This is a genomic window from Halomonas sp. SIMBA_159, from assembly GCF_046536035.1.
Lineage (GTDB): Bacteria > Pseudomonadota > Gammaproteobacteria > Pseudomonadales > Halomonadaceae > Vreelandella > Vreelandella venusta_A.
Map to the genome: position 1 here is coordinate 63,162 of NZ_JAWJBT010000003.1, position 12,946 is coordinate 76,107.

At 58.0% G+C, this 12,946-nt stretch carries 12 protein-coding genes; 3 read left to right on the forward strand and 9 right to left on the reverse strand.

The annotated features are described in order from the left end of the window. Positions 1-45: 45 nt before the first annotated feature. The 4 genes from R0J87_RS02625 to R0J87_RS02640 all read right to left on the reverse strand — a co-directional run bounded on the left by R0J87_RS02625 (position 46) and on the right by R0J87_RS02640 (position 3,730). On the reverse strand, positions 46-1,311 hold the full coding sequence (locus R0J87_RS02625) for a TRAP transporter large permease (RefSeq protein ID WP_498884192.1): 1,266 nt from the start codon (positions 1,309-1,311) through the stop codon (positions 46-48). After that, positions 1,308-1,844, reverse strand: coding sequence for a TRAP transporter small permease (locus R0J87_RS02630; protein WP_498884194.1), 537 nt, complete (start codon positions 1,842-1,844; stop codon positions 1,308-1,310). Before R0J87_RS02630 ends, R0J87_RS02625 begins: the two co-directional genes overlap by 4 nt. 43 nt (positions 1,845-1,887) lie before the next feature. Further along, positions 1,888-2,874, reverse strand: coding sequence for a TRAP transporter substrate-binding protein (locus R0J87_RS02635; protein WP_498884195.1), 987 nt, complete (start codon positions 2,872-2,874; stop codon positions 1,888-1,890). 148 nt (positions 2,875-3,022) lie between these two features. Then, complete coding sequence (locus tag R0J87_RS02640) at positions 3,023-3,730, reverse strand: DUF3581 family protein (protein ID WP_498884197.1); 708 nt, start codon at positions 3,728-3,730, stop codon at positions 3,023-3,025. 107 nt (positions 3,731-3,837) lie between these two features. Here R0J87_RS02640 and R0J87_RS02645 point away from each other — a divergent pair, with 107 nt between their 5' ends. After that, positions 3,838-6,786, forward strand: coding sequence for a hypothetical protein (locus tag R0J87_RS02645; protein WP_498884199.1), 2,949 nt, complete (start codon positions 3,838-3,840; stop codon positions 6,784-6,786). On the opposite strand, the gene R0J87_RS02650 is transcribed toward R0J87_RS02645, so the two are convergent. After that, positions 6,783-7,496, reverse strand: a complete 714-nt coding sequence (locus tag R0J87_RS02650) for a trimeric intracellular cation channel family protein (RefSeq protein WP_404466450.1) — start codon at positions 7,494-7,496, stop codon at positions 6,783-6,785. The genes R0J87_RS02645 and R0J87_RS02650 overlap by 4 nt on opposite strands. A gap of 85 nt (positions 7,497-7,581) precedes the next feature. Beyond that, positions 7,582-8,016, reverse strand: coding sequence for a CopM family metallochaperone (gene copM / locus R0J87_RS02655; RefSeq protein ID WP_498884201.1), 435 nt, complete (start codon positions 8,014-8,016; stop codon positions 7,582-7,584). A 163-nt stretch (positions 8,017-8,179) separates the two neighbouring features. Between copM and R0J87_RS02660 the strand changes: the two genes are divergently transcribed. Then, positions 8,180-8,674: a nodulation efficiency, NfeD-like protein gene (locus tag R0J87_RS02660; protein ID WP_498884202.1), complete on the forward strand. Its 495-nt coding sequence runs from the start codon at positions 8,180-8,182 to the stop codon at positions 8,672-8,674. A 1-nt stretch (position 8,675) separates the two neighbouring features. Then, positions 8,676-9,725, forward strand: coding sequence for an SPFH domain-containing protein (locus R0J87_RS02665; protein ID WP_404463586.1), 1,050 nt, complete (start codon positions 8,676-8,678; stop codon positions 9,723-9,725). A 39-nt stretch (positions 9,726-9,764) separates the two neighbouring features. Here the strand turns inward: R0J87_RS02665 and R0J87_RS02670 are convergent, their stop codons facing one another. The 3 genes from R0J87_RS02670 to R0J87_RS02680 all read right to left on the reverse strand — a co-directional run bounded on the left by R0J87_RS02670 (position 9,765) and on the right by R0J87_RS02680 (position 12,866). Beyond that, on the reverse strand, positions 9,765-11,093 hold the full coding sequence (locus tag R0J87_RS02670) for a DUF2252 domain-containing protein (protein ID WP_498884203.1): 1,329 nt from the start codon (positions 11,091-11,093) through the stop codon (positions 9,765-9,767). Between the two features lie 62 nt (positions 11,094-11,155). Beyond that, the gene (locus R0J87_RS02675; protein WP_498884204.1) at positions 11,156-12,646 is read right to left on the reverse strand and encodes a sodium:solute symporter family protein; all 1,491 of its coding nucleotides are present in this window, start codon (positions 12,644-12,646) and stop codon (positions 11,156-11,158) included. After that, the gene (locus R0J87_RS02680; protein WP_498884205.1) at positions 12,639-12,866 is read right to left on the reverse strand and encodes a hypothetical protein; all 228 of its coding nucleotides are present in this window, start codon (positions 12,864-12,866) and stop codon (positions 12,639-12,641) included. The genes R0J87_RS02675 and R0J87_RS02680 overlap by 8 nt, the downstream gene beginning before the upstream one ends. Between the last annotated feature and the right edge of the window lie 80 nt (positions 12,867-12,946).

Here is a 12,946-nt window from a genome sequence, read left to right on the forward strand (position 1 = left end):
GAGCTGTCTTAAGTGCTGTCTTCAAAGCTGTCTTCAAAGCTGTCTTCAGCGCTGAATAAGTCCGTTGGTTAACCATGGCAGCCATGCCAGCAGTACCAGTGTGACCAGAGTAGCCAACAAGAAAGGCAGTAGTGCTCGGAAGATTTTTAGCGGCGGCGCACCGGTCATGGAGGAAGCGATAAACAGCCCCGCGCCTACCGGCGGTGTGAGTAACCCCATCACCAGGGTCAAGCAAACCACCACGCCAAACTGGTAAGGGCTAATCGCAAACTGGCTTTGAGCAATCGGCATTAAAATAGGCACCACCAGAATTAATGCCGCAATGCCATCTATCACCATGCCTACCAGCAATAGTGCCGCAATCACCAGCAGTAAGAATACGAAGGGGTCGCTGGTGAGCTCGGCAATCCACGCAGCGGCCATTTGCGGTAGCTGCTCGTAGATCACTACCCAGCCAAAGACGCCTGCCGCAGCAATCAGCATAATCACCAGCCCGGCATTAATCGCCGTGCGGGTAAGCACTTGGGGTAGCTGCTGAAAACGCAGATCGCCGTACACAAAGCGTCCCATTAACAGCGCCGCCAGCGAGGCCAGCGCCGCCGACTCCGTTGGCGTCGCGATGCCGAGCAAAATACCGCCGATGATAATCACCGGAATCAGCAGCGCGGGCATGCCCCATAGCGCATCGTGCAGCGCCTGTTGACGGCTGGGCCACTCCCCTTTCGGGTATTGCTGCACCAGCCCAACGAGGGCGATAACCACGAAAAAGCTCGCCCCCAGCAATAGCCCCGGCAGTAGCCCGGCGATAAACATCTCCGCAATGGGCACCTGAGCCATGACCCCAAACAGCACAAACAGCATAGAGGGCGGAATAATCGGCGATAACAGCCCGCCAGCGGCGGTAATCGCCGCACTGTAAGGCGTGTCGTACCCCTCCTCCTCCATGGCAGGCACCATGGCGCGGGACATAATGGCGATTTGCGAGGCCGCCGAGCCAATAATTGCCGCCATCATCATATTGGCGACTAGGTTGATATAAGCCAAGCCGCCGCGAAACCCACCCACCAGAATGCGCGCAAGAGCAATCAAGCGTTTGGTCAGCCCGCCCTCGTTCATCAACTCACCGGCCAGCATGAACAGCGGAATCGCTAGCAGGCCGTAGCTTTCAATAGCGCTGAACAGCTGCTGCGGGTAAGAATCAAACAGCACCGTATTACCAGAAGCCTGGATGTACCACATCGCCGTAAGTGCTAGCACCAGCGCAATGGGCACCGCCCCTAGCAGAAGCAGTAAGAACACCACAACGGTCATAACTGCCCCCTAAGCGCCTTAAGCGACTGCAGCAAATTGGCGACGCCATGCAGGCTCAGCGAGAGCGCAAACCAGGGCACAATCAGCCACGCCCAGAATTTTTTAATCCCCAGCGTGGAAGTGTTTTCCGCATAGATAAAATTAAACGTTTGCCCCTGAAACGCCCGGGTGTCGAAACCGGTTTGGGCCAGCGTCAGCGGCTGGTACCAGCGCCAGCAGAGCCATACCAGTAGTAGCGCAAACAGCAGCACGATAGCATCCACCATCACGCCCACCAAGTGACGCCCCGTGGGTGGCAGTAGGTCGCTCAAAAGCGTCACCGCGATGCCCTGGCGGCGTTTCAGCACCGCCCCGGCAATCAAAAACGTCATCCAGATCATGGCGTAAATCGCCAGTTCACTGACCCAGTAAAGCGGGCTGCCCAGCGCGCGAAAGGCGATATTTGTGAGGATTAAACACGTCACCGCCGCTGCCAAGGCAGCGGCGGTGATCTCTTCACAACGGGCAAGCCCTTTGGACAGGCGTTGCAACATGATGATTAAAGGCCTTTATCAGCGGCTTGTTTGACGTTAAGGATTACTCGGCGCGCAGGCGGTCAGCCTCGGCGCGCAGGGTTTCCAACATGGGAGCTTTAGGTGCCCAAATACTTTCCCACTCGGCAATCGCCTCAGAAAAGAACTCGGCATCGGCTTCGACAATATTGATGTCCAACCCACGAATTTCCTCTTCCTGAGCGGCGTCCATCTCCTCAAAACCCGTCAATACGTTCTCCAGGTGTTCGGACATGGCGGTATCAATCAGCTCACGGTCCTCTTCAGAGAGCTCGCGCCAGACGCGCCCAGACACCACCCCCACCATCGGGAACATCATATGGTTGGAAATCAGCAGGTTGTTCGCCTGCTCGTAGAATTTCAAAATCAGAATCGAGTCGAAATCCATATCAATGGCATCAACCTGCCCATTGGCGAGGGCATCGTACACTTCCAGCAGCGGCATGGGCGCAGGGGCAGCACCAGTAGCGGTGTAGAAGTCGCGGATCGGCTCGAAGGGCGTAATACGCAGCCGCTGGCCCTGCAGATCTTCAGCGCTTTCAATGGGGCTAAGGCTCAATACTTGGCGCATGCCCACCATGCCGTAACCTACTCCAACAAGGCCCACACCTTCCGGCATCAAATCGAGTAGTTCTCCAGCGGCATCGGAGCGCAACAGGCGCGCCGCGTGATTGACGTCGTCCACCAGGTATGGAGCGTAGAGCGCGCCAAAATCAGGAATTCGGTTGGAGATTTCGGCAATCGTGAGAAAAGCCATGTCCAGTGCACCGGTTTGCAGCTGTTGCACCATCTGCGCTTCATTACCTAACTGCTGAGCAGGAAACACGCTGACGCTGTGCTCACCGCCTGAGCGCTCATTGAGTGTTTGCGCGAACGCTTCAGCTTCGGTGGACCACAGGTGCTGGGCGGGGGTAATCAGCCCCAAACGGAAATCACGCGCCTGTGCGCTAATAGAAGAAACGGCCAGGGCGGCGGCTGCGCAGGCAAGCGTCAGCGTTTTCATTCGGTTCATGCAAAGCCTCGTTGTCCAGCCAAAGCGCCCTGCGGCGCTTTGGGTGTTTTTTTAATTAGTCGGCTTTGAGAATACCTTAGCAATTGCGTTTATGGCACCCGCCATTGCGCTAACGCAGCACGGCGATGGTCAAGGAGCGACCGCTACCTTAGGCAGCTTCGTAGGCCGCTTTTAAGCGGTAAAACTCATCCACAATCGCGGCCATTTCAACATCGTCGTAGTCGCACAGCCCGCTCACTACAAGCTTTTTGGAACCTACACCCACTGCTTCTCCAGCGGATTCAATCGAAAACTCCAGCAGCGCATCGGCACGTTTACCCTGCACGTCCAGTGACGATTCCGTCAGCGCCAAGTTGGGCGAAAAGCCGTCTAAACGCTCTAAGCAGAAGCCCATGCTGTCGTAGATCACCAGCGGGCGTTTAGGGTTGAACATCACCCGGTGCTGCTCCATCAATGGCTTCAAATAATGCGGGAAATTCTTACCCGAGAATGCCACGTAGCAGCGGGCAAACCCTTCTACCACCGTTTCATCTCGGGTAATGTCACCGCTACGCACCACCTGCAAGTAGCACTTACCGTTGTCATCACAGACATGAATATCGCCATTATCGGCTTCATTAAACATGAGCGGTGTATCAGCACCCACCATATTGGTGAAGCGAAATTCCATTTGTCGCGACAGCCCAAACTTCACCAGCACCAGCGTAAATAGCAGGTCGCCGGGTACGCAGAAACGCCGCGCATCCGGATTGTGAATTGGGTTGTAATCGCCGGCCACACCTTTAGCGAAGCGGCTGGCCTGCTCAGCGGAGATCACTACATACTCTCCGCGCTGCGCGTAAAAATCCTTGAACATGGCTTTGCTGCCTGCCTAGCGTTGAAATCGAAAACCCATAACTGCCCCACGTCGCGCATAATGCCATAAAACACGCGCCAACAGGAGTCATCTGCTAGGAAGCCCGTATGACGAGTGACACGCCCGCTACTCCACGCCGTTTTCGCCTTCTCATCGCCCTGCTGTTTGGCGCGCTAGCGCTTGTGCTGATTTGGCTGATTGGCGGCTACTGGCTACTCAACAGCCAGTGGCTACCGCAACGAATCTCCACCATCGAAGGGGTCGAGGTACGCTGGTCTAACGCCCAGAGCCTTCACCCAGGGCGCTGGGAGGTCGACAACCTCTACCTAGCCCGGGAAGACGAGGCGCTACCGATTACTGTCGAAGCCCGGCAAGCCACGCTGTCGCTATCGCTGCTCGCCCTGCTGCGCGGAGAGCTACATATCCAAGCACTGGAAGCGAGCGGCATTCGCCGCTTTACCGTCGGGGACATTGCCCTGGAGGCAGAGGGCCAGCTGAAGGTCGAGGATACCCAGTTCAGCCAAGAGACCCTTACCGTGCCTTATGTAGGTTTGGATATTACCCAGGGCCGCCTCGTCCGCTTGAGCGATCAAACCACGCTGGTGCAGGACATTCAGCTACGCAGTACGGCATCGCTGGACTCACTGTCTACCCAGCAAAGTAGCGATGCGTTAACCGAGGCGCTGCTCAATGCCCTCACCGCCCAGCTTGCCATCACGGCTCAAGCGGATGCTTGGGATGTGTTCATGCCCTACCTAGAGGCGCTGTCCTGGTTGAGCTTGGCAGGCAACGGCGTATTGGAAGGTGAACTAGCGCTTGTTGAGGGCCAACTAAAGCCGGGCAGCGAGCTCACATTAGCGGCCACAAGGCTTGCGCTCTCTATCGATGAGCAGCGCTTGAAAGGTACCGACAACACGCGCCGCTGGCTGGTAGCGGATGAAACACCGCCGCCGCATACCGCCACGGGTCAGGGGCGCGTCAGGCTCGCCGTGGAAGAGGGGCAACTGCGCTTCGCTACTCAGCTGGAGGACGTCACGCTAGCCGACACGCACCCCTACGCCACCAACACGCGGCTCGCACTCTCTACACACATCCCCAACCAGCGGCTGGATCAGCTCGACTTGCCCACTGGCGCCTCACTTCAGCTATCGGGCGAGGTAACGCGCCTGGACATGCTCGACCGCTATCTCGCATCAGCCTTTGATGGCCAAGGGATTCGGCTATCCGGCCAGGGAAGTATCACCGCGAGCGCGACGCTGCGGGATGCGCGTCCTTATGAAGCATCGCTAACCGTTCAAGCCCCCACGCTAGGCGCAGAGCTGCTTGAGCTCACCGCGCAAGGCAGCGGCACCCTCGACGCGACGCTCTCCCCCGATGAGCAAGTTGCGGCAACGCTGGCGTTCACAGACGCCACGCTGCGCCATCAGGAGCGAACCTTGCTAGCGGACGCAGCGCTAACGCTAGCGGCACAAAGCCCCCTCGACCCCGAACAGGCACAACAAAGCGCCACGGCACAACTGAGCTGGGAAGAAGCAACGCTGCCCAATATTCAAGCGCTACAACCCTACCTTGCGGCGGTGTTGCCCAGCCCTTCTCCGCTAACGTTAAACAGCGGCTCAGCCACCAGCCACGGGCAGCTACGCTTCACGACCGAGCAACTGAGCGGAGAGCTTTATTTGGCTGGCAACGCGCTAACCACCGGCTGGCAACTGAGCGAGCAGAGCGGCACGTTGGTGAGCGATACGCAACTGGCGCTGGCCATCAACCAAGCGGCGCTGGATGGCACAGCGCTGGACATCAGCGGCTCGCGGTTAAGCTGGCAGGTGGCCGACCCGCAACATCCCAGCGAGACCTTGGAGAGCACGCTCGTGCTGCGCGAAGGCCGTTTCCAGCGCCAAAACGCCACCCCAAGCGGGCAGTTCACGCTGGAGGGCAGCGTGCAGCGGCTGGGGTTTCTCAACACGTTTTTACCGGATGCCCACGGCGTATCGCTTTCCGGCAACGGTCAGCTTTTTTTACAGGGCGCGTTTATAGACGACACGCTGCAAGCCCCTACTCGGCTGCGGGTCAATGCTAACCAGCTGGAAGTGACGTTTCTCGACTACTTGGCCACCGGGCGCGGCGAGCTGACCGCCCAGCTAGATAGCCCCGAGCAAGCACAGCTTTCGCTAGGCATTCCACAGTTCGCCCTACGTCGGCAAGATGATGACCGCCCGCATCTGGAAGGCCGCCACTTTGCGCTCACCACCCAAACCGACCGCTTTAATGATGTACTCGACGCCCCCGCTCCCGAACATTTCACCACCCGCGTTGCGCTGCCAATCACCGAGGTGCCGGACATTGCCCGCTACAATCGCTACCTGCCAGAAGATGCGGGGGTTGAGCTACTCTCCGGCAGTGCCAGCCTAACCAGCGAATGGCTGCTAGAGGGGCGACGCGCCCAAGGTGATATCACGCTGCGCGCTTTCGAAACCGAGCTGGCGCTACTGGAGCAGCGCCTGAGAGGAGATGTGACGCTGCACTTACAGCTCACCGAGGGCGATATCGAGACGCGCCGCTTTGTCGCCAATGACTCCTACCTGCGCCTGGAAAACGTTTTTCGCCGAAGCGACGACGGCACTCAGGACGCAGGCTGGTGGGTTCAGCTCACCATGGAAGAAGCCCAGCTCAACTGGGGCGACCCGATACAACTCACCAGCCAGCTACGGTTAGGCATGCGCGATACTGGGCTGCTGGTTCGGCTATTTCTCGCCCGTGCCCGGGAGAGCGACTGGCTGGGCAGGCTTTTAAACGTGCATGACATCAACGGGCACGCCCTGCTCACAGTGAGCGGCGAGCAAATACGCCTGCATGACCTCACACTCACAGGCGGGCCGCTGCTTCTGCTTTCCGATGTGACCCTAGCCGATGGCCAAGCCAACGGCGCGCTCTATGCGCGGCTGGGTGCCGTGGGCCTCGGCGTGGAGCTGAACGACAGCGAACCGGCCCTACGCGTGCTCCAACCCAAGCGCTGGTTTGACCGCTGGCGAGAGGCCCAGCGCTTTCCAAGGCCTTAGCGGCGCGTGCGCTCCCGACGAATCATACGCACGCGCTCTTTGGCCTTTTGTGGTGTAGACAGCGGTGCGTTGGCGTCTTGGTGTTTAGGCGGCACCGTGACCCAGGCAAACACCGGCAGGGCCAAGTGCCAATGAATCGCCGCTAAGCGCAGGCCTAGCGTCACGCTCAATGAGGCGGCAATGGCGAATGTCAGCGGCACCTCGAGCGCCTGCAGCGCGACATAGACAATCCCGCCCGCCATGGCGGCGGTGGCATAAATTTCTTCGCGCAGCACCATCGGCACCCGCTGGGCCAGCACATCACGAATCATGCCGCCCGCCACGCCGGTCATCATGCCCATCAGTACCGCCACCACGCCAGAGGTACCCAGCAGCAGCGCTTTGTGCGTGCCGATCACGGTAAAGAGCGCCAGCCCAAAGGCGTCGGCTACGGGCAAAAAGCCCCGGGAAAGACGATGGATGTAGTGAAACCCCACCAGCGACACGCCCACCGTAGCCAAGATCACCCACAGGTAGGTCGGGTCGGTCACCCAGAACACCGGCCTAACGCCCAGCACCAAATCACGCAGCGTACCGCCCCCAATGCCCGTCACCGCCGCCAGCACCAGCATACCGAACGGGTCCATCCGCGAGCGGCAGGCCAAAATCACGCCCGACAGGGCAAACACAATCACCCCCGCCATATCCAACCAATAAATCACGCCCGACACGCGGCTCTCCCTCATCACCTGCTGTTTAAGCGGGCAGAATATCACTCATTCGGCAGGGGTGTAGTGATCAGAGAGCCGGACAGGCTTAATAGCCGTGACGCTGCAACCACTCTTTTAGGAAAGCAATTTCACTCTCTTGAGCGGCGATAATGTCCTCGGCCAGTTGACGAATCTCGTCATCCTCGCCGTGCTCCAGCACGATTTCCGCCATGGCGATAGCACCCTCATGGTGAGGAATCATGCCCTGCGCAAAGTCCACGTCGGGTTGGCCGGTAAACGCCATGTTCATATCTTTGTGCATGCGGTCGTTCGCGGCTTGATAAGCGATGACAGCAGGATGGTCGCTATGGGCAGCGCTGTGCTCTCCCCCATGCTGCTGATGGCCGCCATGCCCCTCTTCTGAGTGTTGGTGCGCATAGCTATTCGAGGAGATTAAAAAGCCTGACAGCAAACAAAGGCCCAATACCGGCAACACACGTGGCTTTGCAGACACCGCACTCAGTGCAACATAACGAGACATAGACTTCTCCCTGATGAACGAACGCATGACTTTGGGGTGACAACCATCAACACTTGTCAGGACAAACTGAACGAAGTGTAAAACCTACAGGCTGCCCACAGGTCAAGATGGGCTAAGTGCGTTACTCTGGTAAACATCCTTCGTCGCTAGCCATGGAGTACATATGGACTGGAACCCTACTTACAGCTGGCTGGTGCTCGCCTTGCTGTTGAGCCTAGCCGAACTGACCTCTGGCGCGATGGTGCTGTTGGCGCTCGGCATCGCGGCGGCGCTAACCGCTGCCGTCACGGCTTTGGGGCTATCGCTGCCCTGGCAGTTGCTCAGCATGGGCATCTTTGCGGGAGTGCTGGTGCCGTTAGGCGTGATGGTGATTAGGCCACGCTTCTCCCCCAAAGGCGTTGCCTACGGCACCACTGGTACCGGTGTAGAAAAAGGTAACCGCTACACCACCCTGATTCGTGAGTATGACAATGCCACAGGGATTAAAGTGAACGGCGATTTTTACCGTCTACGCGTGCTCGAAAGTGGCCAAACAGAGCTGCCCGAAGGCACCCAAGTGGTGTTCAAACACTTTGAAGGCACGACCGCTCTGGTGAATGTATTGTCACCTGAAGCACTCGATAGTGAACGCAATACGCCCAACACCAAGGAGTTTTAAAATGGATTTACCGATTAGCCCCGGCCTATTGATTAGCCTAATTGTTGTCATCATTGGCATTTTGATTATCTCGAAAGGCTTGGTGATCGTTCGCCAGTCGGAAGTGATGGTGATTGAACGCCTCGGCTCTTTTCACCGCGTGTTAGAGAGCGGCATTAATATCATCATTCCATTTATTGAACAGCCCCGCGCCATCACTATGCTGCGCTATCGCAAAATGGGCGAGGAGTACACGGCCATTACTTCCGATGAGACCCGCATTGACCGCCGCGAAACGGTGATGGATTTCCCCGGCCAGCCCGTGGTGACCACGGATAACGTCACTGTGCGCATCAATGGCGCTCTGTATTACCAAATCATCGACCCCAAGCGGGCGGTCTATGAAGTCGAGAACATGAGCCAAGCCGTTGAGGTATTAGCGAAAACCACGCTGCGCTCGGTGGTGGGTAAAATGGAGCTGGATAAACTGTTTGAGTCTCGTGCAGAGGTCAACAACGAGATTCAGGCGGCGATGGAAGAGCCTGCCTCCAAATGGGGTGTAAAAATTTCCCGGGTGGAAGTGCAGGATATCGCCATGCCGGAAGAGGTCGAGTCGGCCATGCGCCTGCAAATGGCCGCCGAGCGGAAGCGGCGCGCCACGGTGACCGAAGCCGAGGGTGAAAAGTCGGCCGCCATTGCCATGGCCCAGGGCCAGCGTGAATCCTCCATCTTAAACGCTCAGGGCGATAAAGAGTCCGCCATTCTGCGCGCCCAGGGTGAGCAAGAATCCATCAAGCTGGTGCTCAGCGCTATCGGCGATAGCGAGGAGAACAAGCGTACGGTAGTGGGTTACCTGCTTGGCCAAAGTTATATCAAAGTGCTGCCCACCATGGCGAAAGACGGCGAGCGAGTGTTCGTGCCTTACGAGTCTTCTGCTCTGCTGGGTTCCATGGGGATGTTCCGTGAAATGGCAGGCTCCCCAGAAGACACCGTGTCCCATCATCTAAAAAGCCGCTCCGGTCAGGAAAGCGGCTTAAGAAGTGGCATTGTCGGTGGTGCCAGTAGCAGCTAGCGCGTCACGCTGTAAACCACTGGCACGGTACTGCTCAACCTATGATGCCGTGTCGGTGGCTAGAAAATGCTCCATAAACACTTGGTAGTCTTGAGCAACACAGTCTGCGTAGGCTTTAGCAAGCGTTGAGACCACGCCGATAAACTGCTCTTCACGCCCTTCTAACCGCTGGCATACCGCGTCGGCAAACGGTGCGGCTTTGCCTCGGTTAAGTGCCTGCGCACCGCGCAGGTGTTCACGGGCCAGAATCTCGCCCCACTGGCGCGCCAGCTTGCAGTAGGCTTTACCGCCAGAGAGCTTATGGGTGGGGTAATCCTTTTTGAACGGTGAACGCTCGCGTACCGAAAACACCTTGCCGTTCATGGTCAACCAGCCAAGGTAGGCATCCGGGTGCTCCGCAATGGCATGGAACGCCGCGGCATGGCGAATACCTTCATTGGGAAACAGCTTGCGCCACGCCTGCTGCTGCGCTTTGTCCATCAGGCGGTAGGCTTCTGGCGTCACCTGTTCTTTGATGTCCAGAATCACATCGTCGTGTTCATGATCCGCCCCGCCTTCGATCAGCACGTAGTACCGCTCGACGCCGAGCGACCCAGTGCCTGCATCCAAGCGCCGGGCGGTGTCTTTGACGAAGAAGTGCTGCGGGTCGCTCTCCTTAATAGGGTGCTGCAGCGTTTGCTGGTACTCCTGCTCAATGATGCGCCGTAGCTGGCTTGCCACATCGGCAGGCAGATTGGCGAGCTTACCGGGGCGCTCGGCAAACTGACGCCCTTTATCTGGGTCTAGCGTCGTCCACTTCTCCAGCATGCGCGCACGGCTCTGTTTATCGGCCACCTTGCCCATAAAGGATTTGAGCGGGTCTTTGGCGCTATCCAGCGTAATCGCATGGATCGCCACGTCATCCTCACGATGAATGCTAAGGGTATCCATATACCCTTCTAACAGCTTGCTCAGCGCTTTATCAATAGCTTTGGGGCTCAGCTCGGCGTTCTCGCGGGCATCCAGCACTAGGCTAATCGCCAGCCGCCACACGTCGTACTGGTAATCCCCAATCAACGCATCGTCGAAGTCATCCATGCCGTAGCGTACTTGGTCATCGTGATGTCCGTAAGCGCCAAAATTGTAGGCATGGGCATCGCCCTGAAGCCAGGTTTGGGTATTCGGCCAACCGCCGAACAGCGCAAAGCGCCAGTCGTGCCATACGTCTTGCCAATAAAGGTGATTTGAGCCTCGAAAGAATCGATAGGGAGAGGCCGCCATTTTGGCGTATTTCGCCTGCCGATGCGCCGTACTCAGCGGTGCATTCGCCTGTTGAATGGCCTCAATGACCTGCTGAGGGCGGTTATGTCCTGTCAATGCGTGGCTCATACAGTCCCTTTATGTGTGCATTAAATCGCTTAGATTAAGCGTAGACGATGCACGTTAACAGATTAAGACACCCGCTTGCCCAAACGCGTCAGACCACGGGGCGCTGAAATGCGAAAGAAGCGCTCGACCACCTCTTCACGCGTAGCTGGGGTTGCTAGCGACACCAGCACAAACAGCGGCAAATTGACCATCAGCCCCCAAAACCCTGCATGAATGCCGAGCGGATGCCGCCATAAGGTGGTGAACGCCACGGTCACCACAAAACCACCTAAAATGCCTGCCATAACGCCCAGCCTTGAGGCGCGAGGCCAAAAGAACATGCCAATAAACGCGGGCAAAACCTGCGAGGCAAAGCCAAGCCCTACGAGCAAAATCATCACCAGGCTTCCCGGCTCAGCAATCGCCAGCGGCGCAATCACCAGAAACATAATGGGCAGAATCAAAAGCCGCGCCAGCTTGGCGGTGGTGGCCTCCGAGAGCTTGAGCAACGGCTGCAGCACGTCTTTACTCACGGAAAGGGAAACCGAATGAATAAACGGCTCGCTGGAGGACATAGAGGCGGCCAAGGTGCCCGCACCCAGCAGCCCAACTAACACCACGGGCAAGTGCTGCATGGCGTACGCCAGCACCACGGTATCTGCCCGCGCCAGCTCCGGCAGCGAGAAAATACCGATAAAGCCCACCACCACCATAGGCAGAATCACCACGTAGTAGGTGGGTAACCACGTCGCGCTACGGCGAATGGTCCGCGCTGAAGAGGCGCTCATCCACTGCGTCCAGACGGGGGGCATAAACGAGAACATCGAGACGATGATCGAGGTGGTCCAGAAGCTAAAACTCATATCGCCCCCCGCGCCGGGGAGGGTTAGAAACTCTGGGTGCTCGGCGGCGATGCGTTCAAACACGCCCGCAAAACTCAGCCCACCGGTGGCACTGTGTATGGCCCACAGGCCTACCGCCCAGGCCACCACCAGCATCAGCACGCCCTGGAAAGCGTTGGTGCGGCCAATTGCCCGCTGCCCGCTGGCGTAGAGATAAACGGCAATGCAGGCCAGCACCAACAGTACGCCCAGCCAAACGGGAATCAACCCGCCGCTCATCACAAAAAGAATATAAGCAGAGCCAATCGTTTGTAGCACCGCGTAGGCCACGGAGCCTACCGCCATGACCAATGCGGACAGCGCCCCCAATGCAGGGCTTTGGTAGCGGTCGGCAATGGCGCTTGCCTGCGTCACATGACCAAACTGCTCACCGAACTGCCATACCTTCGGCCCGAAATACCACGCCACCAGCGCCAAGTACGCCAGATAAATCGCCACATAAAAAACCGCCACGCCTTTGGAATAAGCCCAGCCCGGCGCGCCCATGAAGGTGTAAGCACTCACACTGCCCGCCGCGATCAGCAGGTAAAGCGTCACCGGCCCCATGCTGCGCCCCGCCACGCCCCACTCTTCAAGATTGTTCATGGAACGGCCTGCCCGTGCGCGAAGGCCGATCAGCATCGCGGTGGCAACATATAACAGCGTAATGACCAGCGGCCAGGCACTACTCATGGTCGTCTCGCTCTACAATGCGGTTGCCCACTAGCATGACCGCCAGGCAGGCAAACATGATCACGTAGCTCCACACCACCAGCAGTGGCAGTCCCATCACCAGCGTTGCCCGGTTCACCCAACCAATCACTGGCCAAATACCGGCCAATACCAGCGCCACAAAGGCAATGAAAAGCCCCCAGCCCGCCCGAGACGTGGGCAGCACTAAAAAACGTCGCATGTCATATCCATAAGATGATGAAAAGAAGTGGTAGCCTCAGCGGCTGTCATGGCGGTGTCACGGCACATTGCCACACTAGG

Bases quoted from the DNA above. Each gene is read 5' to 3' on its own strand.
- R0J87_RS02625 (WP_498884192.1), bottom strand. From the start codon at position 1,311: ATGACCGTTGTGGTGTTCTTACTGCTTCTGCTAGGGGCGGTGCCCATT.
- R0J87_RS02630 (WP_498884194.1), bottom strand. From the start codon at position 1,844: ATGTTGCAACGCCTGTCCAAAGGGCTTGCCCGTTGTGAAGAGATCACC.
- R0J87_RS02635 (WP_498884195.1), bottom strand. From the start codon at position 2,874: ATGAACCGAATGAAAACGCTGACGCTTGCCTGCGCAGCCGCCGCCCTG.
- R0J87_RS02640 (WP_498884197.1), bottom strand. From the start codon at position 3,730: ATGTTCAAGGATTTTTACGCGCAGCGCGGAGAGTATGTAGTGATCTCC.
- R0J87_RS02645 (WP_498884199.1), top strand. From the start codon at position 3,838: ATGACGAGTGACACGCCCGCTACTCCACGCCGTTTTCGCCTTCTCATC.
- copM (WP_498884201.1), bottom strand. From the start codon at position 8,016: ATGTCTCGTTATGTTGCACTGAGTGCGGTGTCTGCAAAGCCACGTGTG.
- R0J87_RS02660 (WP_498884202.1), top strand. From the start codon at position 8,180: ATGGACTGGAACCCTACTTACAGCTGGCTGGTGCTCGCCTTGCTGTTG.
- R0J87_RS02665 (WP_404463586.1), top strand. From the start codon at position 8,676: ATGGATTTACCGATTAGCCCCGGCCTATTGATTAGCCTAATTGTTGTC.
- R0J87_RS02670 (WP_498884203.1), bottom strand. From the start codon at position 11,093: ATGAGCCACGCATTGACAGGACATAACCGCCCTCAGCAGGTCATTGAG.
- R0J87_RS02675 (WP_498884204.1), bottom strand. From the start codon at position 12,646: ATGAGTAGTGCCTGGCCGCTGGTCATTACGCTGTTATATGTTGCCACC.
- R0J87_RS02680 (WP_498884205.1), bottom strand. From the start codon at position 12,866: ATGCGACGTTTTTTAGTGCTGCCCACGTCTCGGGCGGGCTGGGGGCTT.